This window comes from Brevundimonas sp. (assembly GCF_046293315.1).
Taxonomy (GTDB): domain Bacteria; phylum Pseudomonadota; class Alphaproteobacteria; order Caulobacterales; family Caulobacteraceae; genus Brevundimonas.
The window spans coordinates 126,036-145,778 of sequence record NZ_JBKBPF010000009.1; the positions used below are offsets into that span (position 1 = coordinate 126,036).

The 19,743-nt window shown below is 66.1% G+C and carries 23 protein-coding genes and 3 tRNA genes; 4 read left to right on the forward strand and 22 right to left on the reverse strand.

The window, feature by feature from the left end:
* The 20 genes from ACK4SE_RS10005 to murA all read right to left on the reverse strand — a co-directional run bounded on the left by ACK4SE_RS10005 (position 1) and on the right by murA (position 15,452).
* The gene (locus ACK4SE_RS10005) at positions 1-882 is read right to left on the reverse strand and encodes an RDD family protein (RefSeq protein WP_409691940.1); all 882 of its coding nucleotides are present in this window, start codon (positions 880-882) and stop codon (positions 1-3) included.
* Positions 872-1,882 (reverse strand): stage II sporulation protein M, encoded by a 1,011-nt coding sequence (locus ACK4SE_RS10010; protein WP_409691943.1) that lies wholly within the window; start codon positions 1,880-1,882, stop codon positions 872-874. The genes ACK4SE_RS10005 and ACK4SE_RS10010 overlap by 11 nt, the downstream gene beginning before the upstream one ends.
* A complete protein-coding gene (locus ACK4SE_RS10015; RefSeq protein WP_409691946.1) occupies positions 1,879-3,195 on the reverse strand; it encodes a DUF58 domain-containing protein in 1,317 nt (438 codons plus the stop codon). The genes ACK4SE_RS10010 and ACK4SE_RS10015 overlap by 4 nt, the downstream gene beginning before the upstream one ends.
* Positions 3,192-4,148, reverse strand: coding sequence for an AAA family ATPase (locus tag ACK4SE_RS10020; protein WP_409691949.1), 957 nt, complete (start codon positions 4,146-4,148; stop codon positions 3,192-3,194). The genes ACK4SE_RS10015 and ACK4SE_RS10020 overlap by 4 nt, the downstream gene beginning before the upstream one ends.
* The gene (locus ACK4SE_RS10025; RefSeq protein ID WP_409691952.1) at positions 4,135-5,370 is read right to left on the reverse strand and encodes a DUF4350 domain-containing protein; all 1,236 of its coding nucleotides are present in this window, start codon (positions 5,368-5,370) and stop codon (positions 4,135-4,137) included. The genes ACK4SE_RS10020 and ACK4SE_RS10025 overlap by 14 nt, the downstream gene beginning before the upstream one ends.
* Complete coding sequence (locus ACK4SE_RS10030) at positions 5,358-5,981, reverse strand: hypothetical protein (RefSeq protein WP_409691954.1); 624 nt, start codon at positions 5,979-5,981, stop codon at positions 5,358-5,360. The genes ACK4SE_RS10025 and ACK4SE_RS10030 overlap by 13 nt, the downstream gene beginning before the upstream one ends.
* Positions 5,982-6,138: 157 nt before the next feature.
* Positions 6,139-6,215, reverse strand: a tRNA-His gene (locus tag ACK4SE_RS10035).
* Positions 6,216-6,272: 57 nt separating this feature from the next.
* Complete coding sequence (locus ACK4SE_RS10040) at positions 6,273-7,025, reverse strand: M48 family metallopeptidase (protein ID WP_409691957.1); 753 nt, start codon at positions 7,023-7,025, stop codon at positions 6,273-6,275.
* A 130-nt stretch (positions 7,026-7,155) separates the two neighbouring features.
* The gene (locus ACK4SE_RS10045; RefSeq protein WP_409691960.1) at positions 7,156-7,878 is read right to left on the reverse strand and encodes an energy transducer TonB; all 723 of its coding nucleotides are present in this window, start codon (positions 7,876-7,878) and stop codon (positions 7,156-7,158) included.
* Positions 7,879-7,895: 17 nt separating this feature from the next.
* Positions 7,896-8,327, reverse strand: coding sequence for a biopolymer transporter ExbD (locus tag ACK4SE_RS10050; protein WP_409691963.1), 432 nt, complete (start codon positions 8,325-8,327; stop codon positions 7,896-7,898).
* Positions 8,328-8,332: 5 nt separating this feature from the next.
* Entirely contained in the window at positions 8,333-9,223 is an 891-nt protein-coding gene (locus ACK4SE_RS10055; protein ID WP_409691965.1) for a MotA/TolQ/ExbB proton channel family protein, read from the reverse strand.
* A gap of 621 nt (positions 9,224-9,844) precedes the next feature.
* Positions 9,845-9,920, reverse strand: a tRNA-Phe gene (locus ACK4SE_RS10060).
* 69 nt (positions 9,921-9,989) lie between these two features.
* Positions 9,990-10,166: a DNA gyrase inhibitor YacG gene (locus ACK4SE_RS10065; RefSeq protein ID WP_409691969.1), complete on the reverse strand. Its 177-nt coding sequence runs from the start codon at positions 10,164-10,166 to the stop codon at positions 9,990-9,992.
* Positions 10,163-11,170 carry an RNA-binding protein gene (locus ACK4SE_RS10070; protein WP_409691972.1) on the reverse strand — a complete coding sequence of 336 codons (1,008 nt, stop codon included), beginning with the start codon at positions 11,168-11,170 and terminating at the stop codon, positions 10,163-10,165. Before ACK4SE_RS10070 ends, ACK4SE_RS10065 begins: the two co-directional genes overlap by 4 nt.
* Positions 11,167-11,766, reverse strand: a complete 600-nt coding sequence (locus ACK4SE_RS10075) for a Maf family protein (protein WP_409691974.1) — start codon at positions 11,764-11,766, stop codon at positions 11,167-11,169. The genes ACK4SE_RS10070 and ACK4SE_RS10075 overlap by 4 nt, the downstream gene beginning before the upstream one ends.
* A gap of 13 nt (positions 11,767-11,779) precedes the next feature.
* Positions 11,780-11,998 (reverse strand): translation initiation factor IF-1, encoded by a 219-nt coding sequence (infA, locus tag ACK4SE_RS10080; protein WP_021698539.1) that lies wholly within the window; start codon positions 11,996-11,998, stop codon positions 11,780-11,782.
* 132 nt (positions 11,999-12,130) lie between these two features.
* On the reverse strand, positions 12,131-13,099 hold the full coding sequence (locus ACK4SE_RS10085; protein WP_409691977.1) for an alpha/beta hydrolase: 969 nt from the start codon (positions 13,097-13,099) through the stop codon (positions 12,131-12,133).
* 121 nt (positions 13,100-13,220) lie between these two features.
* A complete protein-coding gene (locus ACK4SE_RS10090; RefSeq protein WP_409691980.1) occupies positions 13,221-13,688 on the reverse strand; it encodes a UPF0262 family protein in 468 nt (155 codons plus the stop codon).
* Positions 13,685-14,176, reverse strand: coding sequence for a DUF2948 family protein (locus ACK4SE_RS10095; RefSeq protein ID WP_409691982.1), 492 nt, complete (start codon positions 14,174-14,176; stop codon positions 13,685-13,687). The genes ACK4SE_RS10090 and ACK4SE_RS10095 overlap by 4 nt, the downstream gene beginning before the upstream one ends.
* Positions 14,166-15,452, reverse strand: a complete 1,287-nt coding sequence (murA, locus tag ACK4SE_RS10100) for a UDP-N-acetylglucosamine 1-carboxyvinyltransferase (protein WP_409691985.1) — start codon at positions 15,450-15,452, stop codon at positions 14,166-14,168. Before murA ends, ACK4SE_RS10095 begins: the two co-directional genes overlap by 11 nt.
* Before the next feature lie 877 nt (positions 15,453-16,329).
* Between murA and ACK4SE_RS10105 the strand changes: the two genes are divergently transcribed.
* The 3 genes from ACK4SE_RS10105 (at position 16,330) to ACK4SE_RS10115 (ending at position 18,195) form a co-directional block, all read left to right on the forward strand.
* A tRNA-Thr gene (locus tag ACK4SE_RS10105) sits at positions 16,330-16,404 on the forward strand.
* Positions 16,405-16,591: 187 nt separating this feature from the next.
* Positions 16,592-17,728 carry a helix-turn-helix domain-containing protein gene (locus tag ACK4SE_RS10110; protein WP_409691988.1) on the forward strand — a complete coding sequence of 379 codons (1,137 nt, stop codon included), beginning with the start codon at positions 16,592-16,594 and terminating at the stop codon, positions 17,726-17,728.
* The gene (locus ACK4SE_RS10115; protein WP_409691991.1) at positions 17,728-18,195 is read left to right on the forward strand and encodes a PIN domain-containing protein; all 468 of its coding nucleotides are present in this window, start codon (positions 17,728-17,730) and stop codon (positions 18,193-18,195) included. Before ACK4SE_RS10110 ends, ACK4SE_RS10115 begins: the two co-directional genes overlap by 1 nt.
* Before the next feature lie 42 nt (positions 18,196-18,237).
* On the opposite strand, the gene ACK4SE_RS10120 is transcribed toward ACK4SE_RS10115, so the two are convergent.
* Positions 18,238-18,780 (reverse strand): hypothetical protein, encoded by a 543-nt coding sequence (locus ACK4SE_RS10120; protein ID WP_409691993.1) that lies wholly within the window; start codon positions 18,778-18,780, stop codon positions 18,238-18,240.
* Between the two features lie 50 nt (positions 18,781-18,830).
* On the reverse strand, positions 18,831-19,316 hold the full coding sequence (gene msrB, locus ACK4SE_RS10125; RefSeq protein WP_409691996.1) for a peptide-methionine (R)-S-oxide reductase MsrB: 486 nt from the start codon (positions 19,314-19,316) through the stop codon (positions 18,831-18,833).
* A gap of 136 nt (positions 19,317-19,452) precedes the next feature.
* Between msrB and ACK4SE_RS10130 the strand changes: the two genes are divergently transcribed.
* Positions 19,453-19,743, forward strand: a complete 291-nt coding sequence (locus ACK4SE_RS10130; RefSeq protein WP_409691999.1) for an accessory factor UbiK family protein — start codon at positions 19,453-19,455, stop codon at positions 19,741-19,743.

A 19,743-nucleotide genomic window follows, 5' to 3' on the forward strand; every position in this document is an offset into this window, starting at 1 on the left:
TCAGACGTCGTGCTTGTCGCGGCGACGCACGCCCATCAGCATGCGCTGCTCAAGCCGTCCGCGCAGAGCGGCGTAATAGGCTGCGAGAAAGTCCCGGTCCGCTTCGTCCTGACGCCGGGCCCAGCCGATCCTGGCCGCGATGCGGTCGGCGACGGCGCGCAGGGTCTTGCGATCATTCTGACGCAGCACGGACTCGAGCACGTGCAGTTCCTTGGCGCCATAAACGTCGACCTGGGCGGGGGTGAAGTTGTAGACGGCGATGCGGCCGGCGCTCTCGTCGGCCAAGTCGCGGGTCAGTTTGCGGCGGGGGGCGCGCACGACCCAGGTTCCCCCCACCAGATCCCCCACGCGCAGACGATCGCGGTTAAACAGGGGGAAGAAGACGAAGATCGCGCACCAGACGAACGCCAGCAGATACATCCAACTGTCCACGCCGTCCCCGCCCCCGCGTGAGAACAGGAGGGACAGCGGCAGAAAGACCTCCAGCTCCCGCAAGGCGTTCCGGACGAAAACCGACTCAGCCCTCAGTCGCCCCCCGTCCCGGGAAGCGACGCGGAGGCCCATGGCCCGCTTGCCTGGCGTCGCCGCGCTGGCTGAAAGTTCAAAGGCGGTAAAATAGAAATTCCGGAGCAGGAAGAAGACCAGCAGCCAGATCACGTACATGAGCTCGACGCCTGCTCCGCCGCCCACGCCCGCAGCGCCGATGCCCATGAACAGGACCGCGAGCGACATGGCGATCAGCACGCCGATGATGATGCCGGCATCCAGCAGGAAGGCTGCCGCTCGCTGACCTGCGTCGCCGATGTTCACGCGCAGGTCCACCCCCTCGGGCGTGACCAGCGAGCGAGTGGTCCCTTGTGTTTCCAGGGTTCTAGCGCGCATGACGTGTCGCGCGAGGCGCATAGAAATAGACGGCCCAGATCAGCCCCGAGACGCCTGCAACGGCATAGCGTAATCCCGTATCGGAGATCAGCTGACGACCGAAGCCTTCCAGCAGGCCCGCGAGCATCAGCATGACGACGACCCCGGCCATGGCCACGCCAGCGGTTCGCCCCGCCTCCATGGCCGCGTCCAGTCGTTCTCTTGAGCCAGGAAAGGCGACGGCCCAACCGATGCGCAGTCCGGCCGCGCCGGCCAGGATCACGGCGAACAATTCCGTCACCCCATGGATGAGCAACCAGCCGCCGAGTTCCACCCCCAGCCCCCGTGTTGCGAACAAGGCGACGAAGGCGCCCAGGGTCGCGCCGTTGTAGAGGATGAGCAGACCGGTCGGCAGGCAAAGCGCGAACCCCAGAGCAAAGGCGAGCAGCGCCACCTGGGCGTTATGGGTGAACAGAAAGGCGGCGAATGCCGACAGGCCGTCTGCGCTTTCGTGCCCGCCGAGGGTGGCCCTGAGGGTTTCTGTGGACGCACCAGGGTCGCGGCCGCCGGCGAGTTCGGCGGGTACGAACGCGTAAAACCACTCGGGCTCGTGCACCACCAGCCACCCGGCCACGATCGCGCCCAGGGCCATCAAGGCTGCGGAAATCAGGGTCTCGCGCCAAAGGCTGCGCACCGCGGAAGGCCACCCGCTGCTGAAGAAGTCGCTCAGGCGGTCCTGCAGCGTCGCCCGGGACCCATAGACGAAGAAGTAGGCCCGTGTGGCGAGGGTTTCCAGATACTCGATCAGCCCCTGGTCAAGCGAGGTTTCGCGGGCGACGGAGAGGGCCGACAGCGTCGATCGATACAGCACCGGAACAGCGAGAATTTCGGCGTCCGTCAGCTTGGCGGCAGAGCCCTTCTCGGCCTTGTCCATCAGTCTTTCCAGCCGACGCCAATCCTCCTCGCGCGCCTGGCGGAAGCGCTGACTTTTCAGCAGGGGGGAAGGGCGATGGTCGGTCACAGCAAATCCCTGCGTTTCAGATCCAGATACGCATTGACCACTTCGGGTCCGACGCGGTCGGCCGGAGTATCGACAATATGGGCGCCCATGCGCCGTAATCTCGCGACCACGGCTTCGCGCTCACGCAACAGGGTTCCGGCCACAACGGCGCGCGACACGTCATCGGTCTCCTCGGGGCTGAATGCGGCCAGTGACTCGAGTTCTTCGTCGCGAAGCACGACGAACAGCACCAGATGACGCCGCAACACGCGACCAAGCGACTCAATCATCAACTCGGCGGCGGTGGAGTCCGTGAAGTCGGTGAACACAACCACCAGGGACCGACGCTGCAACTGGCCCGAGAGGGCGGCCAGGGCGAGGGTGTAGTTGGTCTCGTGGGTGGAGTAGTCGATGCGTCCAGCCACCGCCTGAAGAGTGCGGAAAGCATCAGGCCCGCTGATTGCACCGGTGGAAAGACGTGGGATCGAGTCAAAGGCGAACAGCCCCGCCCGGTCGCCAGACTTGAGACAGGCGTAGGACAGCAGCAGCCCCGCATGAATGAAGCGGTCGATGCGAGGCATGCCGTCCACGGGCTCGCAAGCCGCTCGACCGCAATCCAGCGCCATGATGACATTGTGATTGCGTTCCGTGCGGAACTCCTTGGCCAGGAGGGCGGCGTGACGGGCCGACTGCTTCCAGTCGATGGCCCGCCGATCCATTCCGGGCTGATAGTCGTGCAGGGCCTGGAACTCTGATCCCTCGCCGAGCTCCAACTGGGACTTGGCGCCGAAGAGGGCGTCGCGGGCAAACAGGCGCACAGCCTGATCCCGCACCCCCTGCAGATCCGTCAGGACGGGCGCGGACAGGCCCAGGGCGAAGACCTTCTGTTTCCACGCCAGACCCAATGGTCCGTGCCATCGCGCCCAGAGCGCCTTGATATCGGCCGCACCGCGCCTTTCGGGCAGGAACGGGAAGGCCATGGGGGAGGCGCGGCCCGAGACCCTGGCGCGACGTGTCACGCCGTCCAGGCCCAGTCTCGAATCGCCCGAGACTGCGGCGTCAAGCGACTGGGGCGTCGGCCCTCTCGTGCCGAAACGCAGCGTCATGTCAATCTGGCCGGGCCTTCCGACGGCCGCACGAACCGGCTCGGGCTCGTCCAAGTTGAGGGCGGCCCGGGATCCGGCCGAGACCGCATCCAGCGCGGTCAGCAACACAACAGCGCCGATCCAGGCTGGACCGGCCAGCCAGCCCGATGGAGTCAACACGCCGACGAGCAGGGCGACGGGAGCGCCCGCCACCATCAGGAGAACCGCTCGCTGCGTGGGATAGATCACCGGGGGGCCGCCACCTGATTGACCAGGCCGTCCAGCACCTGCTCGACACGACGTCCTTCGATTTCGGCGGCGGGCGACAGAACGAGGCGATGGCGCAGGGCGGGCACGGCAAGCGTTTTGACATCGTCCGGGATGACGTAGTCGCGGCCGTCCAGCGCTGCGTGAGCGCGCGCGGCGCCGGCCAGCATCGCTCCTGCCCGCGGTGAGGCGCCGATATCGATATCCGCCGACTCCCGCGTCGCTCGAACCAGATCGGCGATGTAGGTGACCACGTCTTCGGTCAGGCGGACGGCGCTCACGGCGTCGCTGACGTCGGTGATGGCTGCGGCGTCAGCGGCGATGTCGACGCCAAGGGCGACAGGGTCCATCTGCCCGACCCGGGCGCCATGATCAGCGATGATTGACCGTTCCTGCTCAAGCGACGGGTAGTCCAGCACATATTTGAACAGGAACCGGTCCAGCTGCGCCTCCGGCAGCGGGTAGGTGCCCTGCTGCTCGATCGGGTTCTGGGTGGCCACGACGGTGAAGCGCGGGCTCAGGGCGTGCGCCTCGCCATCAATGGTGATGCGCCGCTCCTGCATGGCCTCAAGGAGGGCGGCCTGCGTCTTCGGCGGCGTTCGGTTGATTTCGTCGGCCAGCAGCAGTTCGCAAAAGATCGGCCCCCGCGTCAGGGTGAAGCTCGATGTTTGAAAGTTGAAGAGGTTGGAGCCGATGATGTCGCCAGGCATCAGGTCCGGCGTGAACTGGATGCGGCCGTAGTCCAGACCCGTCGCCCGCGCGAAGCTCTGGGCCAGGAGGGTCTTGGCCGTTCCTGGCGGCCCCTCGAGCAGCACATGACCGCCACAGAACAACGCGGTCAGAAGCAGATCCACGGCTCCTTCCTGGCCGACCACGGCCTTGGCGATTTCGGCGCGGATGCGCTCTGCGACGGTTTTCACATCATTGACGCGCACGGGTCAGCTCCTGATTCCAGCGATAGAGGGCGTTGGCGACCCGCATCAGGTCGCCCGGTGTCCTGGCCGCCCGCGCCTGCTCAGCCAGGGCGGAATAGGTCTCGGTCGCACCGGTCGAGCGGCTGACGCGGTCGAGAAAGGCGTTCAACTGCTCATCATCCAGACTGCGAGGCGCGCCGATGGCGCGTGCGACGGCCGCGCGCATCAGCAGGGCATAGGGCGTAGCCAGATGGTGCTCGCGTCGCGCCAGGCGCACCAGGCCCGCGGTGTTGTCCGCCAGACCGCGCTTGCCGAGAGCGATCACCCGGGCTGTCTCGCGCGTCGGACCAAAGCGAACCGCGGCCTGTGTTCCGGCGAAGACTGCAAGCGCCGCCATCACCAGCGTCATGCCGAGAAGGGGAGGTTCAAGCATCAGCCGCAGCAGGCTTCGCGTCCTCTGAAAGCCGTGAAGGGTAAGGTCGAAGATCACCGGGGCGCCCTGGGCCCGAATGACGCCCAATAGCGCCACGGCGGTCTGAGCGCCCTCAAGGGTCTTCAGGCCCTGAGTGTTGATAAGATCGGGGTCGCTCAGGACATAGGTCCCTGTTTCGGCATGCATCGCCATCACCGGGGCGCCGCGCTCATCCGTCACGACGGGGATCCAGCCCTCGCCTGACAGGGTGCGCAGGCCCTCGATCTCGACGGGCGCGCCGAAGGCCATTCCATTCGGACGACGCAGGACGATCCGTTCACGCCCCTCGCGCTCGACGAGGTCGGCGCCCTGACGCAGATCGTGCGGAAGGATGGAGAGGGCTTCGCCGGCCGGATTCGCGCCGATTGTTGTGACCCAGCCTGCGTGGGCCGGATCGGGAGCCGTAAACCATTTCGGCAGGACGATCAGGGTCGGGCCGCCGTGTTCGAAGTTATCGACCCGATCGGCGGTCAATCGGCCAGTCGGCGTCAGAATCAGAAGGCCCTCGTTTGCAGCCTCCGTGAGGGCTCCACGGCTAAGCAGGACCGGTTCACCGAGCCCGCGCAGCAGGGGCGGCAGTCCTCCGAACCCTGTGGCGGCGCGGGACATGGCGTGAGTGCCGCCATCGTTCCCTGAGCGAAGCTCGGGCGCGTAGGCTGAGAGAATCCCCAGTCCGGCGAATGTCACCACCCCGACCAGGGCGACCACGATCACGACAACGGGTGAAAATGCGCCGTCTCGGGCTCGGGCGGATCGCGTCATCGGGCCCATGCGTCAGGCAAGGCAAACGCTTCATAGGCCCGGCGGCACTCATCGAAGGCGTCGGAATCGACCGGCGCGCCGCCAAACAGACTGCGTTCGACGGTTCGCCCAATGCTGGAGAAGGCGGGACGCGCCGTATCAGGCAGGGCCTTCATAGCCATGATCTCGCGGGTCGTGAGAGACACAGCCAAGGCGTTCGGTTGGCGCTTCTCGATATCCTGAACACTGCGCAGCAACAGGATATGGGCGGCCTCGGCATAGAGGCCGCGTGTGGCGAGGGCGTCGGCCTCGGCCAGCAAATCCCTCGCCGCCTGGGCGTCCGGTCGCCATTCCTCCACGACGAGCGGTCTGGGCTTTCTGGGCCTGGCCGGCGGCCGGCGCAGGCGAACAATCTCCCGGCCAATCGCAAACAGGATCAGGGCGGCCAATAGTATGAGGCCAATCCAGAATGCCCATGTCAGCAGGGGGGCCATGACCTCAAGAGCATCACCAATCCATCGCAGCCAGACCGGAATTTCAGGAGGCGTGAAGCCCGCGCGGTCGAACTGCAGGGATTGATCCTTCAGCAGTTGCGCGTGCGCCTGAGCAAGATCTTCATCGGGGGGCGAGGCCCTGTACATCTGGCAGAACCACGTGCAAGCGAACGGTCAAGGCATACCGGGCTGTCGTAGTGAGTCAACAAGAGAGCGTTCACGACGCCGCCTCGGCCTGGCGGAAACCCAACGCTGCCAGGGCGAGCGCTGCAGCTGAATCCTCTGCCGCATAAGAGGCAAGCGATGGTACCGCCCTCCCGGATCGAACGGGAGACCTCCAGAGCCACAATCTGGCGCTCTAACCAACTGAGCTAGGGCGGCATCGCGAAGGCCCGGTGTCTAGCCGCACCGGGCCCGCTGATCAAGCGGAGAAGACGCCTACCAGCCGCGGCTGGAGATATACTGCTCCAGTTGGGCGATGCGGGTCTGGTCCGAGGGGTGGGTGGAAGCGAACTCGGGCGTGGAGCCCTGGCGTTGCTGGGCCATCAGGGTCCAGAGGGCGACCGCCTCACGCGGCGCGTATCCGGCGGCGGCCATGTAGTCGATGCCCAGGCGGTCGGCTTCCAGCTCGTGGGTCCGGGAGAAGGGCAGGAGCACGCCCAGCTGCGCGCCGATGCCGCCCAGCGCGCCGACGGCCTGCCCATAGTCGCCGGCCACGCCCTGGGCCACCTGCAGGCCGGTGGACGTCAGGGCGGTCTGCGAATAGCGCTCGGCCGCGTGGCGGGCCACAACGTGAGCGACTTCATGGCCGATGACGGCGGCCAGCTGATCGTCGTTGCGCACGAGACCCAGCAGACCGGTAGTCACGCCGATCTTGCCGTTGGGCAGCACGAAGGCGTTCGGCGTGTCGTTCTGGAATACGGCATAGTCCCAGGACAGGCGATTACTCAGGTTGGCCGCCGCGACGATGCGGCTGCCAACGGTGCGCACCCGCTGGTTTTGGGCGGCGTTTGTGGTGGGGTTCATCTCGCGCATGGCCTGGGTCCAGGCCTGGTCGGCGGAGGACTGCAGCGCGGCGTCGTCCACGATCAGCAGCTGGTTGCGGCCCAGCGTCTCGTTGTAGGCGCAGGCTCCGAGCAAGGCGGTCAGGGCGGTGGCCGTCAGAAGTGCGGCGGCGGTGTTGCGGATCATGTGGACGTGCTCCCTCAGCAGTATGTGCGTTCAACGCTCAAGCTGAACGATTGGCTCCCGAACGGAAAGCCACAAAGAAAAACGCCCCGGAGTTTCCTCCGGGGCGCTGTTCAGACTTGAGGCTTCTGCATCAGCCCAGACGCCAGCCGATCGGGATGCGGACCCGGGCCCCGCCGACGGGCGCGCCGTCACGGGTCTGGGGACGCATCTGGAACCGCGGCGCCAGTTGCAGGCTGGCCCGACCGAAGCCGGCGCCCGCAGGGCTTTCGCTGACGACGCTGCAGTTCGCGAGGCGGCCGTTGGCTTGAACGGTGCACTCGATCACGGCGTTGCCTTCGGTGCCGTCAGAAGCCGCGCGGCTCGGATAAAACCGGGCCAGATCGCTACTGTCCGGACGACGCACCCAGTCAGGGTTGGTGATCACCGACGGCGCGGGAGGCGCCGGCGGGGCCGGAGGCGGCGGAGGACCGGGGACGATCACGGGCGGGCCCGTGTATTCCTGACGATCTTCCTTCTTGGTCGCCTCGATGGGCAGCGTCACCGGGGGCGGCGGCGCATTGGCCACCGCGACCGGTTCACGCACCTGCAGCTTGGGCGGGGGCGGTTGGTCGGGCGGAGGCGGCGGCGGCGGCGGCGGCGGAGGCGGAGGCTCGACGAACGGATCGATCAGCTCGACCTCGATCGACTCGTCCGAATAGGACACCTCTTTCAGGACGAACTTCTGGTTATAAATCCACCAGGCGCCGGCCACGTGGACGAAGACCGAGATCCCGATACCCACGATGACGCCGGTCGACATCTTCTTCCGGCGCGGCGGGTCCAGGAGCGGGTCGCGACGATGTTGTTCAGTCATGCTTTGCGACCAGGCCCTTATGCGTTGTCTTCGCCGACGAGCGCGACGCTGTAGAATCCGTTGTCCTGCAGCGCATTCATGACTTGCATGAAATCGCCGTAGCGGACCCCCCGGTCAGCGCGGATGAAAATCCGCTCATCTTCGGGACTGCGCTGCCCGATCAGACGGCGAAGATCATCGCCCATCTGCTCGACGCTCGTGCGGCCGTCCCCGATGTAGACGCTGCCGTTTTGCTGCAGCGAGATGTACACCGGCGTTGGCGGGTTCTGCTGAGGCGGCGAGACGGCTGTCGGCAAGTTCACCTCGATCGACACGGTGGCGAGCGGAGCCGCCACCATGAAGATGATCAGCAGAACAAGCATGACGTCCACGAAGGGTGTAACGTTGATTTCGCTGTTCTGCTGGATCTCGTACTTGCCGCCGCCGCCGCCTCCGAGTTTAGCGGCCATCTAGGTTACGCTCCCTTGTCGAGTTGACGCGAGATCGTGTTCATCAGTTCGGCGTTGAAGCCGTCCGAGCGGACACCGTAGGAAGAAATCCGGGTGTTGAAGTAGTTGTAGAAAATAACCGCCGGGATAGCCGCGAACAGGCCCAGACCGGTGGCCAGCAGGGCCTCGGCGATGCCGGGGGCCACAACCGCCAGGTTGGTGGTGTTGGTGTTCGCGATGCCGATGAACGAGTTCATGATGCCGTACACCGTACCGAACAGACCGATGAAGGGCGAGTTCGATCCGGTCGAGGCGAGGAACTGCTGACCGCCCGACAGGCGCTTGGCCAGACCGGATTGGACAGCGGCCACGGCCGCCATCGCGCGAACGATGGTGGTTTCACGGTGGTCCGTGTTGACGGCCAGACCCGAAGCACGCGAGGCCTCGACTTCTTCGGTGGCGGCAGCGGCCATGTCGGCCAACGGGTTGCCTTCGAAGTCCTCGGAGGTCGACACGCGACGGATGTCCGGGATCGTCCGGGCGCCGCGGAAGGCTTCGAGGTAACGGTCGGTCTGACGGTTCAGGCTGCCGAACTCGATCATCTTGATGACGAACAGGGTCCAGGAGAAGACGGAGGCCAGCACCAGACCGATCATCACCGCCTGAACGACGGGGTCGGAATCGATGAACATGCGGGCGACAGTCAGTTCGCCATGGCCGCCGGTGTCGGTCGGTGCGGCCTCCGCCGCCGGAGCGGGGGTTTCGACCGGGGTAGCGTCGGTAGTTGCCGGGGCCTCAGCCGCGGGCGCTTCGGTGGGAGCCGGGGCCGCGTCTTGCGCGAGAGCCGGCGAGGTCGCCATCAGGACGGCGGCGCCGGCCAGAGCGAGGAGGAAGTTTGTCTTTTTGCTATGGAGCATAGTTCGCCAGTTCCTGCTTGGTCTGACTCGTTGGACCTAAAGAGACGTTCGCCGGAAGGCGGCGCCCCTCACTGAATTAGAACGGTACCGGATCGACGACCCGGCTCCCGTAACGTTTCCTGCTGCTCTCCGGTTGCCGAGGCGTCCGAAAAGCACTCGCGATTGGCCTGGAGAGGCGGCCGTTCGCATACCGACGCTCTCCATTAAGGGGAGCGGTCACGTTGTCTTGGCGAACCGCCCGGGGGGCGTCAAGTGCGTGATCATGCTTTTCAACTGCCGCGAGAGCGGGATTTCGCGCTCGCAAGGTCTTTTCGCGCACACGTCATAAGAGCGTCATCTGTTCCCGGTGGGGCTTTCTCGGAGAAAAAATATTGCTCGAATAGTGGAATATGGACAATCGGTAATCATGTTACAGTCGGTAACCGGAAAGGGTTTTCGTCATCCCCCAAGACGAGGGAATCTCCGGCCAGAGGGTTCCTGCATCTGCATCAGGCTCAGTTGCTGAGATATGAGCAAAGCCGAGAGCAGAAGCAGAAGAGAACCAAACGGACCACATAACGACGAAATGTTTTTCGTCACGGTAACCGGTGGCACCGCTGAGGGGATAAGGAAAAGAGGAGGTGGTGCCTGGGGGCGGATTCGAACCACCGACACGCGGATTTTCAATCCGCTGCTCTACCAACTGAGCTACCCAGGCCCGGGTCCGGCGACGGCTCAGGCCGTCGGGAGCGGGGTCTATAAGCGAGCCCGATCAGCGTGTCCAGCGTCAGGCCTCATCCGCGCTGTCGCTTTCGCCATTTTCATCCACCGGGGGGCCCGGAACGGCGTACCGGCCGGTGAACCAACGGCCCAGGTCGATGTCCGCGCACCGCTTGGAGCAAAAGGGGCGGTACCTCGGGTCGGCCTCGGCATGGCGGCAGATGGGGCATGCGGCGCGGGTCATTCGATGATCACTCGGGTCGGGGGAAGGCTGTCGTCAGGCAGGACATGGGCTCGCGGACCGAGACGCGCCACCAGCGGCGTGGCGGTTTTCCCGACATCGCTATGGCAGCGCACTGTAATGCGGGCGCTGGCGGTGTCGGCCAGCAGGGCGTGGTTGAGTTTTCGCGCCGCTTCGCAGGCGGCGGTATCAACCCCGGGCCGGATCATCTCCTCCAGAGGTGTGAAGCGCCACGGCAGCACCAGTTGCAACACGCCGAACCGGTTGACCGGGCCGTAGGCGATGGCCGGGTCGGTCCCGAAGGCGGTGCGCGCGGCGGCGGTGATCTGCGCCCCGTCGTGACCGGAGCCCAGCAGATCCACAGCCACAAGCCCGCCCCAGCGGCGCAGGCGGATCAGGCGGGCGGCGATCTTCAGCCCCTCCTGGTTGGCGCGCTGCCGATCCCGGGCATTCAGTCCCTTGCCGGGCAGAGGCGGCTGGTCGATGTCGACGGTGATCATGGCGCGGGTGCGCTCGACCGCCACGTCGGGTCCGCCGCCGGGCATGGCCGGCGCTTCGGCCTCCTCCAGCGCAGCCCATCCCGCTTCTATGGCCGCCTTGCCGGTGATCGGACGGAGGCCGGGCGCGAGACGGTCCAGCCATTCATCGACGCTCGGGCCAGGGCGGATCAGGCGGACGTCGCCCTCGGCAGGGCCTAGCATTCGCAGCGTCGGCCCCTTGGCTTCCCGGGATTCGGCGACGACCTCGACCTCGATCTTCCGGCCGACGGGGAGACCGGTGTCTCGCTTGAGTGGGAGAAAGCCTTCGGCGCCGCCCAGGTCCACGAAGGCGCCGCTCAGGCCGGGCTCCAGCCGCGAGATTCGGCCGACGGATGCCGCGCCGAGGCGCTGGCCGGGATCGTCAGCCTCGCGCTGGATCAGGATGTGTTCGAAGCCGCGCTCGCCTTCGATGATGCCCCGCGTTTCGCCGGGGCTGTCGTCTATATAGGTTCGGCGCTCGGCGCTCACGGCCGGGCCGGGCGCCAGCCGGCGCCGTGCAGAAGCTGGACCGTTTCATAGAGCGGCAGGCCCATCACCGCCGGATGGCTGCCGACGATGCGGCGCACGAAGGCGCCCGCCGGACCCTGGATGGCGTATCCGCCCGCCTTGCCGCGCCAGTCGCCGGTGTTCAGGTAGCCGGTGATCTCGTCGTCGGACAGCGGTTTGAAGGACACGCGGGTCTCGACCACGCGCACGGCGGCGTCGCGCCCCGGCGCCTTGACCGCCACGCCGGTGAAGACTCGGTGGTTGCGGCCGGACAGGAGGGCGAGGAAGCGTCGGGCCTCAGTCTCGTCGGCGGGCTTTTCCAGCAGGCGGCGGCCCACGGCGACGACGGTGTCGGCGGCGAGGATCACGGCGTCGGGCTCAAGATCGGCGACGGTCCCGGCCTTGGTGAGCGCGAGACGCTCGGCCAGGCGGGGCGGCGTCTCGCCCTTAAGGGGCGTTTCATCGATGTCGGCGGGGACGATGCGGTCGGGCGCGATGCCGACCTGCGCCAGCAGTTCGATGCGGCGCGGGCTGGCCGAGGCCAGCACCAGAGGCGGCCGGGACGGGGACTGGGCCACGCGGCCGTCCGCCTTACTTGAAGCGATAGGTGATGCGACCCTTGGTCAGGTCGTACGGGGTCATCTCCACCAGCACCTTGTCGCCGGCCAGCACGCGGATGCGGTTCTTGCGCATCTTGCCGGCGGTGTGGGCGATGATCTCGTGGTCGTTCTCCAGCTTCACGCGGAAGGTCGCGTTGGGCAGCAGTTCACTGACGACGCCCGGAAACTCGAGCAGTTCTTCCTTCGACATGCAGTCTCTCTCGCCCTCGGGAAACGGGTAACGGCCGCGCCGGGCGTGGGCGAGGCTCGAAATCGGACGCGGCGTAATGCACCAAAACGAAGCGGGCGTCGAGTTCTGACAGGAAATAGCGCATGGGCCGCCCTACTGCGGAGGCTGGGGCCAGGAGGACGGCAGCTCGGCGGCGTCCTCGGCCCACAGATGCCGCACCCCCTCGCTGATGATGCGGGGAACGACCGTGTAGTGGTCCTCGCCGGCGAAGATCCGGGTGCGAACGTCCAGAGAGGGATAGCCGCGCATGTGGAGGGTTTCCGAGAGCCGCGTCGCGGAGCTGACGATGCCCGAGATGGCGAGGAAGTACTCGTCTGTCTCATCGCCGCCGACGCCGATGAACAGCGAGGCGTCCAGATCGTCATGGGTCGCCGCATAGGCGGTCTCGGCGTCGAAGACCGCCCCCCGGACCACGTTCAGATAGGGGCTGCCGATGATGACCTTCCCGAAGGCGCCGGGACGCTGGAAGAGGGCGTAGGCGGCGAACATGCCGCCAGCGGAATGACCGAAGAGGGCGTGGTCTCCGGAGAACCGGTATCGCTGCGCCAGTTGCGGCCGCAACTCGTCGACCAGAAAGGCGAGGAAGTCGTCGGCCTTGTGCGGGAACTGGGGCAGGGGGGCCAGCGCGCGCCACGCCTCGCCCTGGGGCTCCGGAGGGAAATAGTCGGGCCCGGGCGGAGAGAAATCCATGACGCGCCTGCCGAGGCCCGCGAGGCCTTCCTCGGCCGGGCTGCCGATGCTCACCACGATCATCTCGGGGGCGTGATTGCCCATGACGAGGGTGTCCAGGACGCCGACCACGGTCCGGGTCATGAGCGGGGAATCCAGAACCCAGAGCACGGGATAGGTCCGATCTCCGGATACGTCGTAGCTGGCGGGCAGGACGACCTGAACTTCGTGGTCATAGGAAAATGCGGCGCCGCGGAAGGTCTGGGGCTCCAGCATCTGCATGTTGGCGCGCGCGCCGGGCGTCTGCGCCAGCTGCGGATTGGCGATCCCCGCCGAAGGGGCGATGACGACGCCGAGGACGAAAAGGAAACCGATCAAACGCAAGGCGGACATGAGCAAACCCTCCCGCTGGCGCCGGACGTCTCTCGCGAGAGGCCGGGCGCATTTCTGAAGGGCGACGGTATCAGCGGCGGTCAACGGCCGCACGTTACCCTTTCGTCAGCCTTCGACAGCCTCAACCCCGCCGCCACAGGGCGCAGATCAGGGTGAACAGGCGGCGGGCGGTTTCGTGGTCGACCTCGACCTTGCCTTCCAGCCGCGTCTTGATGGCCTCGGCGCCTTCGTTGTGCAGGCCGCGCCGGCCCATGTCGACGGACTCGATCTGGCTGGCCGACGAGCCGCGCAGGGCTTCGTAATAGCTGTCGCAGATCATCAGATAGTCGCGGATCACCGTCTTCAGCGGGGTCAGGGACAGCAGGTGCGCCTTGCGATACGCAGGTCCGGTGATGTCCATGGCCAGGCGGCTGTCCTGCAAGGACAGCGTCAGCTGATAGGGCCCCCCGTCGGCGCCGACGGGGGTGAAGCTGTTCTGCTCGACCAGATCGAAGATGGCCACGCGGCGGGCGTGCTCGATCTCGGCGGTGGCCGAGGGCAGGGACGCTTCGTCCAGATCGACGGCGGACAGACGATGGGGGCCGCTCATGCCGGATCCTCTTCATGGCGCGGCGCGCTTCGGGCCTGCCAGCGTTCGGAGATGTCGGCCAGCACCGCGTTCATGCACTCCACGTCCACGCGCAGGTCGCCGCCGCCGGCGAACATCATGACCACGCGGCCGCCCGGGGCCTCGCCGGGCAGGAAGTCCATGGCCAGCAGTTCCAGCGGGATCTCGGGCGCGCGGGGCATGTCGCGGCTCTTGACCGCCATGACGTCGCCGAACTGCAGCGCCGCCTGGACCCGGGTGCCGCCGCATTCCCAGCAGAAGCGGCGCAGGGTGATGGTCAGCCGCCGCGCCGTGCTCTCCCACAGGATGTCGCCCGGCGTCAGGATGGCGTCCTGAAGGGCCGCCGAGATGATCAGCAGGTCCTCATGATCCTCGGCCAGCAGACGCAGGGGCGGCAGGGGCGGGCCCTTGTCGGGGGTGGTCTCGTCCGGGGTCAGGTCCGTGTCGACGGCGGGGGTTTCAGTGTCCATCCTCATCGCCTTTCAGCCGACGCACCTCGGCGCCGCAGGCCCCCAGCTTTTCCTCAAGCCGCTCGAAACCGCGATCCAGATGATAGACCCGGCCGATGGTGGTTTCGCCCTCCGCCGCCAGGCCTGCGATCACCAGGCTGACCGAGGCGCGCAGATCGGTGGCCATGACCTCGGCGCCGTGGAGGGCCTGAACGCCGCGCACATGGGCCTCGCCCCCGTGCACCGAGATGTCGGCGCCCAGGCGCATCAGCTCGGGCACGTGCATGAAGCGGTTCTCGAAGATGGTCTCGGAGATCACGCTCTCGCCGTCGGCCAGGGTCATCAGGGCCATGAACTGGGCCTGCAGGTCGGTGGCGAAGCCGGGATAGACCTCGGTGGTGACATTGACGGGCTGCAGCCGCCCGCCGTCGCGGCGGATGCGCACGCCGTCCGGGGTCTCGTCCACCGTCACCCCGGCCTGACGCAGTTTTTCGGTCAGGGCGGTCAGCAGGGCCGGGCGCATCTTCGTCAGGGTCACGTCCCCGCCGGTCATGGCGGCGGCCGTCGCATAGGTGCCCGCCTCGATGCGGTCGGGGATGACGCTCCAGTCGGCGCCCGAGAGCGAACCGACGCCGGTGATGGTCAGGGTGTGGGTGTCGATGCCCTCCACCTTCGCGCCCATGGCGTTCAGGCAGTGGGCCAGGTCGCCGATCTCCGGCTCGCGCGCCGCGTTGTTCAGGACGGTCGTCCCCTGCGCCAGCACGGCGGCCAGCAGGGCGTGCTCGGTGGCGCCCACGGAGATGAAGGGGAAGGTGATCTCGGCGCCGCGCAGCCCGGTCGGGGCCTGGGCCGAGACATAGCCTTCCTCGAGCTCGATCACGGCGCCCAGGGCGGCCAGGGCCTGCAGGTGCAGATCCACCGGCCGCGCGCCGATGGTGCAGCCGCCGGGTAGGCTGACCCGCGCATGGCCGGTGCGGGCCAGCAGCGGCCCCAGCACATTGAACGAGGCCCGCATCTGTCGGACCAGTTCATAGGGCGCGAAGGTCGAGGTGATCTCGGCGGCGTGCAGCACGGTTTCGCCGCCGTCGGGCCCCTCCTGCTCGGTGACGCTGACGCCCATGCCGCTCAGCAGTTCGCCCAGGAACCGGGTGTCGGCCAGGCGCGGCATGTTGGTCAGGCGCAGCGGCTGATCGGTCAGCAGCGATGCGGCCATCAGCTTGATGGCGGAGTTCTTGGCGCCGCTGATCGGAATGGATCCGTTCAGCCGGGCGCCGCCGGTGATGGCGATGCGGTCCATGGGGTCTCTGTCGAGGCTGCGCCCGGCGCGGGCGAAGCGGGGGCGGTATCTAGCCTGTCTCGCGCGCCGGTTGAAAGGGGCGAGAACGGACTGTCACGCCTCTTGATCGGACGCGGCCACGGGCTGCGCCTCCGTGCGGCGGGACCGACGGAGGTGGGGAAGCGGCGGGCGCGGGCGATCTCGCCCGGGACCGGAGCGGCGCCGTCGCCGGCCGCCGCCCGTGATGTGTGTTTCGGCGTGGTCGCTCGCGCCCGCCCGGTCGTTCTGTTCGTGAGCGCCGCGGGGGAGGGCTCTCTTCAGCCGGCAGACACGCAACCTCGTTCGTCGCGCGCCCAGAGTTCGCCGGTTCGTCCCCATGCCGCATGGCTCGGCCCACGACGGGCGGCGGCGTCCAGGACGCCCGCCGGACCCCGGGCTCTCAATGCCCGGGCGATCCCGCTCGACCGGTCCCGCCGCGCGTTCGGCCCTGGCGCCAACGCCTTCCCCCGCAACGGAACCCCACAAGGGTACGCCAGCCACGAACGCGGTCGGAAAACCAGACAAAAAAATCGTCCCTGCCTTTGTGCGGCAAGGCATTGGGGTGCGGAAATGCGGGGCGAACCGGTGCGTTGGTCCCGCTTCTTGCCCTCAGTCCGGTTTGGGAGCGGTCGGGGCGGGCGGCGCCTTGCGGCGGCGCAGATTCGTGCGCAGGGCGGCGGCCAGGCGCGTGTCCCGGTCCGCCTTCGCCTTTTCGGCGGGCGTCGGTGGCTTTGGCGGCGTCGTGTCGGGCGGGCTTTTCACCGGGGGATAAAGGCCGGATGCAGGAATGCGATCAAGAGGCGTTTTGGCCTTTGCATCGGGCGAACGTATTGGCTATACGGCCGCTTCCTCAGATTTCGCCGCCGTAGCTCAGTGGTAGAGCGCATCCTTGGTAAGGCTGAGGTCGTGGGTTCGATTCCCCCCGGCGGCACCATCGGAACCCAAGTCAATAAGAAGACTTGGGTTCCGGCCACCCCTTCCTGGACCGCTGCCACTGCAAGGTCGAAAACGACCGGCAGAATGCTCTTGCCTTAAATGGCTGGCGCGTTGCGGGAAAAGACCGCTAACCTCAATAATGGGGGAGCGGCGAATCTAGGCCGGGCTGGGCAAACTGAAGCGCGATGGCCGAACAAATACCTATAACACCGCAGCTTCTTAGGTGGGCGCGAGAACGAGCGGGACTTTCCCGTGAAGCCGCCGTCGAAAAGTTCCGCAACTTTGTGGAGTGGGAGGAAGGCCGGGCGTTCCCCACCTACCCGCAGCTCGAACAAATTTCTGATGCTTTGAAGGTGCCGATAGCGGTCTTCTTTTTTCCCGAACCACCGAACGTCCCCGCAATCCAAGAGACGTTCCGCACCTTGCCCGGCGCGGAATATGTGCGGCTGCCAAGCCAAATCCGGTTGCTACTCCGGAAAGCTAAGGCGCTGCAGTTGAATCTTGCGGAGCTGACTGGCGAGCGAAACCCTGCTGAGCGTCTTATAACCCGCGATCTAGCGTTCGCTCCACGCGTAGACATCCCGCTGATGGCGCAAGAGGTCCGCGCCTACATCGGTGTGTCGTTGCAGGAACAGCAAAACTGGCGCGACGACGACGCCGCGATGAAGGGGTGGCGGGAAGCACTTTTGCGCGTGGGAGTCTTCGTTTTCAAAGATGCTTTCAGAGTTCCGGAGTACTCGGGCTTTTGTTTGTATGACGATACGTTTCCCATAATATACGCTAACAACAGCTGCGCAAAAACGCGTCAAATGTTTACGTATTTCCATGAATTAGCCCACCTTCTATTCCATACGAGTGGGATAGATACATTGACGGATGAATTTGTTGGGCATCTTTCTGGTGATGCTAAGCTTATAGAGGTTATATGTAACAGGTTCGCGGCTGAATTTTTACTTCCGGAGGCGGAGTTTGAAGCGGTTACTGCTCAGCACGAGCCATCTGAGGCCCTCGCGGAGCAGGTTGCAGCTCGCTACCACGTAAGTCGTGAGGTGGTGTTTCGCCGCTTCCTGGATCGCGACCTCATTGAACAACGAGATTACGAGCAAGCGGTAGAGCGATGGAATGGTCAACGCAGGCCTGCCGGACCTGGCGGTGATCACTATTGGAGCAAGCTCGCCTACCTCGGCCGAGACTATGTAGAGTTGGCGTTACAGGCGTATCATCAGAATCGTATCGATGAGGATCAGCTAGCCGATTACCTTGACACAAAGCCCAAAAACCTCAGCACTCTGGAGCGATACTTCGAGCGGGGGGCTGCATAATGTACGTGTTCGACACGTCGCCCCTGTCCGTTCTGTTCAAAAATTATTATCGGCGTCGTTTTCCGAGTCTGTGGGAGCGGTTCGATCAGCTTGTTGCCGACGGGGCTATCGTCTCAACGCGCGAGGTTGCACGCGAAATAGAAGATGCATCTGCTGAAAGCCTTCGGGAGTGGGCTGAGCTACAGAAGGCAATTTTCGCCACACCCACCGCTGCCGAAGGTGCATTTGTCGGTCAGATTTACGGGGTTCCGCACTTTCAACAGAACATCGAACAGCGGAAGCTTCTGAAGGGTGGAAAGAACGCAGACTCTTTTGTCGTCGCTAAAGCGGCAGTCGACGGGTTCACGGTCATTACCATGGAGCAGGCAAAGCCCAACGGGGCGAAAATCCCGAACATATGCGAGCATTTCGGCGTGCCCTGCCTAACCCTCGAGGAATTTATGGAAGCGGAAGGGTGGGAGTTCTAGCGCCACTTAGACGATCTTCGTTCCGTCCGGGCCTTTTTGCATTCACCAGTCCTCATCGTCCGGGATAGCGGTGATGCCGCGGGTCCGCAGGGAGCGGGGTGTCAGGCCGTCGGCGCCGTAGACCCTCCACGGGTCCGGCGCGCCGAAATACGATCCGGAGCGCAGGCCGTAGCCGCCATAGCCGGGATGGTAATACGGACTGTAGCCGCCGAACCGTCCCTCGCTCTCGCTGTAGTGAAGGTTGAGCTGGCCGCTCTCGCCGAGGGGGATGGAGACGCCGACGCCGAAGGCCTGGTAGCCGTGCGAGCCGATGGCGGCGCTGACCTCGCCCCGGATGCGGCGCTCCTCGGGCTCGAACGGCGCGTCATAGTTGAGCGGGCCCTCGCCCATATCCAGTTGAGCGGCGGGGGAGGCGCCGATCCAGGCGGCGATCTGCTCGTCGGTGCTCATGGCGCGGGCCCCGGTGATCGACGGGGCGACGGGTTCCTCGGCCGCGGTGGGGGCGGGCACATGGCCCTGGCTGCGGCCGGCCGTGGCGATGGGCTGGTCGGACAGGACCAGAACGGCGAGGGCGGTCAGGATCATGGCTTTACTCCAGTACCGTCACGCTGACGGCTGAATGCGGCGACGTCGTGTCACCCGGGCAGATGATCGCCCCGCCCCAGCGGATCGGGCAGGGGCTCGCCGTCCGGGGTGAAGCTGAGCGCCGCCGAATTGATGCAGTAGCGGTCCCCGGTGGGCGGCGGGCCGTCGGGGAACACGTGGCCCTGATGGCTGTCGCAGCGGGCGCAACGGGTCTCGACCCGCACCATGCCGTAGGAGGTGTCGGTGATGGCGCGCACATGGTCGGGGTCATACGGGGTGTTGAAGCTGGGCCAGCCGGTGCCGCTTTCGAACTTGGTCTGCGTCTGGAACAGGGGCAGGCCGCACAGGCGGCAGCAGAACACGCCGGCGCGCTTTTCCTCCAGCAGGGTGCCGCAGAAGGGCGCCTCGGTGCCGTGGTTCAGCAGCACGCGCCGCTCCTCGTCGGTCAGGTCATGCTCGAGGATGGCCAGTTGCGACGGGCCGGGCGGGGTCAGGTCGAAGCCGGAGGCGGAGCGACGGGGCGTGTAATCGGTCATGGCGATAAAATGGGGGCGCCTGGCCCGGATTCCAACAGCTTCTGGTCGGCTTGCCCTGGATTGAAAGGTTTCATTCACCATGTCGGGCGGAAGGTTAACAGGCGCGCCGCGCCCTTTGAGTCGCCAGGACAGTCCCATGCAGACCCGCAATCCGTTTCTCGATGAATTCGCCAAGCTGACCACCGGCGCCATGGGCCTGGCCCAGGCGGCGGGCGAGGAGGCCAGAAGCGCCTGGCGCGCCCAGGCCGACCGCTTCGTGGCGGACATGGATCTGGTGCGTCGCGACGAGTTCGACGCGCTGAAAGCCGAGATCACCGCCCTGCGCGCCGAGATCGCCGAGCTGAAAAAGCCCGCCAAAACAGCCGCAAAGACGCCTGGAAAGGGAACGTCCACAGCTGGGGCTCGCCCCAATGACGCAGCCGGTTGA

What these genes read in the sequence shown, in the direction of transcription:
- ACK4SE_RS10120 (WP_409691993.1), bottom strand. Translation starts at nt 18,780, where the DNA reads ATGATCCTGACCGCCCTCGCCGTTCTGGTCCTGTCCGACCAGCCCATC.
- ACK4SE_RS10090 (WP_409691980.1), bottom strand. Translation starts at nt 13,688, where the DNA reads ATGAGCGGCCCCCATCGTCTGTCCGCCGTCGATCTGGACGAAGCGTCC.
- ACK4SE_RS10005 (WP_409691940.1), bottom strand. Translation starts at nt 882, where the DNA reads ATGCGCGCTAGAACCCTGGAAACACAAGGGACCACTCGCTCGCTGGTC.
- ACK4SE_RS10110 (WP_409691988.1), top strand. Translation starts at nt 16,592, where the DNA reads ATGGCCGAACAAATACCTATAACACCGCAGCTTCTTAGGTGGGCGCGA.
- ACK4SE_RS10050 (WP_409691963.1), bottom strand. Translation starts at nt 8,327, where the DNA reads ATGGCCGCTAAACTCGGAGGCGGCGGCGGCGGCAAGTACGAGATCCAG.
- murA (WP_409691985.1), bottom strand. Translation starts at nt 15,452, where the DNA reads ATGGACCGCATCGCCATCACCGGCGGCGCCCGGCTGAACGGATCCATT.
- ACK4SE_RS10095 (WP_409691982.1), bottom strand. Translation starts at nt 14,176, where the DNA reads ATGGACACTGAAACCCCCGCCGTCGACACGGACCTGACCCCGGACGAG.
- ACK4SE_RS10040 (WP_409691957.1), bottom strand. Translation starts at nt 7,025, where the DNA reads ATGATCCGCAACACCGCCGCCGCACTTCTGACGGCCACCGCCCTGACC.
- ACK4SE_RS10085 (WP_409691977.1), bottom strand. Translation starts at nt 13,099, where the DNA reads ATGTCCGCCTTGCGTTTGATCGGTTTCCTTTTCGTCCTCGGCGTCGTC.
- ACK4SE_RS10025 (WP_409691952.1), bottom strand. Translation starts at nt 5,370, where the DNA reads ATGGGCCCGATGACGCGATCCGCCCGAGCCCGAGACGGCGCATTTTCA.
- ACK4SE_RS10055 (WP_409691965.1), bottom strand. Translation starts at nt 9,223, where the DNA reads ATGCTCCATAGCAAAAAGACAAACTTCCTCCTCGCTCTGGCCGGCGCC.
- ACK4SE_RS10130 (WP_409691999.1), top strand. Translation starts at nt 19,453, where the DNA reads ATGCAGACCCGCAATCCGTTTCTCGATGAATTCGCCAAGCTGACCACC.
- ACK4SE_RS10065 (WP_409691969.1), bottom strand. Translation starts at nt 10,166, where the DNA reads ATGACCCGCGCCGCATGCCCCATCTGCCGCCATGCCGAGGCCGACCCG.
- ACK4SE_RS10045 (WP_409691960.1), bottom strand. Translation starts at nt 7,878, where the DNA reads ATGACTGAACAACATCGTCGCGACCCGCTCCTGGACCCGCCGCGCCGG.
- msrB (WP_409691996.1), bottom strand. Translation starts at nt 19,316, where the DNA reads ATGACCGATTACACGCCCCGTCGCTCCGCCTCCGGCTTCGACCTGACC.
- infA (WP_021698539.1), bottom strand. Translation starts at nt 11,998, where the DNA reads ATGTCGAAGGAAGAACTGCTCGAGTTTCCGGGCGTCGTCAGTGAACTG.
- ACK4SE_RS10115 (WP_409691991.1), top strand. Translation starts at nt 17,728, where the DNA reads ATGTACGTGTTCGACACGTCGCCCCTGTCCGTTCTGTTCAAAAATTAT.
- ACK4SE_RS10030 (WP_409691954.1), bottom strand. Translation starts at nt 5,981, where the DNA reads ATGTACAGGGCCTCGCCCCCCGATGAAGATCTTGCTCAGGCGCACGCG.